General features: G+C 45.1%; 3 protein-coding genes. All 3 read right to left on the minus strand.

Features of this window, described 5'->3' with window-relative positions; all coding sequences use genetic code 11:
* Positions 1-112: 112 nt before the first annotated feature.
* Positions 113-310 (minus strand): hypothetical protein, encoded by a 198-nt coding sequence (locus LI015_RS27890; RefSeq protein WP_227126773.1) that lies wholly within the window; start codon positions 308-310, stop codon positions 113-115.
* Positions 311-498: 188 nt separating this feature from the next.
* Positions 499-777 carry a DUF5052 family protein gene (locus LI015_RS27895; RefSeq protein WP_227126774.1) on the minus strand — a complete coding sequence of 93 codons (279 nt, stop codon included), beginning with the start codon at positions 775-777 and terminating at the stop codon, positions 499-501.
* Positions 778-851: 74 nt separating this feature from the next.
* On the minus strand, positions 852-1,157 hold the full coding sequence (locus tag LI015_RS27900; RefSeq protein WP_227126775.1) for a hypothetical protein: 306 nt from the start codon (positions 1,155-1,157) through the stop codon (positions 852-854).
* Between the last annotated feature and the right edge of the window lie 121 nt (positions 1,158-1,278).

Below are 1,278 nucleotides of genomic sequence, written 5' to 3' on the forward strand. Positions count from 1 at the left end.
CGTATGAGCCGGTAGAAATCGGAAAAGGTGACCTCCACCCGGTCCTCTTTTGAGATTGCATCCAGTAGCGTTCCCATCTGTTTTTCCTTCCTTTCTCTAAACCATATTCTAATTATCCTCTACAAATTCTAAACGCATCTTCAATACTTTTTATAGGCTGTAATACACCGCAGATATAGAAACCACCGATATCAGTAATTACCTTACCTGTAAAATCTCTGATAAACTGTTCCGGCCAGTCTCCCTCATAAATCTGCCTCTTTCCCTCTTCATTTGCATACAAAAACATGACAAAAGGTATTTTTTCCATGCCTCTCCTTCCGTAAATATTAATATTCCTCATTATGTGCTGTGCAGTATACGCACCGCTTGCACACCTCTATTGGCTCATCATCACCAGCACGGCTAAATCCCATACACTTACCATTACTGTCCCGTCCCGGCTCCCCGCAACGCTTAATGTAGTTACAGTTGTCTGGCGACCTTACACTTCCAATGCTAATTTTCTTCATTGACAATAATTCCCCCATGGATAATAATACGTTTTCCGTTCTGGTCGTCAAAGTACACCTCATTTTCACTTTCAGAAACGTCAAACTTACCAGACCAATGCCGAATTTCTTCGCCATTATAATCATAAAGCGTAACCGTGCGGTTAAGCCCTCCCTTCATTTCACTACTAATAGACTTTCCCATCCTGCTACATGAGGAACACCCGCCAAGTAATCCTGACACCAAAATGATAGTTATCAATACCGCTCTTTTTAAATCTTTCATATGTCTCCCTTCGTAAATGTAGGTTAATTTACATATAATCCCATCCTACCGTTTCAAGGTTCCCATACCGGCTGCTATCTGTGTTTCCACAGCCAGCTTTGTTGCTGTTTCTCCCGCCCCTTTACCAGAATCTTCAGTCGGGTTCCGTCCCACAGGGCCCTCAGCCTGGCGCAGTCCCACTCCTCTGCCCAATCTCTACGCATGGGCTCCTCTATCCGTTCAATCAGATAACGCGCCTTATACTCCCTGCCGGTGTCACTATAATAACCAATCAACTGATGGTGACGGATATCCAGCAGTTCCATAAGCTCAGAGTTTCTGTACTCCCCTATATACCTGCCATGGTCATACAGCCTGAAATATGTTGGTCGTCCTGCCATACCTGTCCTCTCTTCTCCTCAAAACCAGGCTTCTTCTACCGGAGCGCTTCCACCATGAGCTGGATACCTGCCTTCATCCCGGCTATGTAGTTCTCTTCCTGGGCCCTTCCTGATAGCTCAA

It is taken from the genome of Enterocloster sp. 210928-DFI.2.20 (genome assembly GCF_020554465.1).
GTDB classification, from domain to species: domain Bacteria; phylum Bacillota; class Clostridia; order Lachnospirales; family Lachnospiraceae; genus Enterocloster; species Enterocloster bolteae.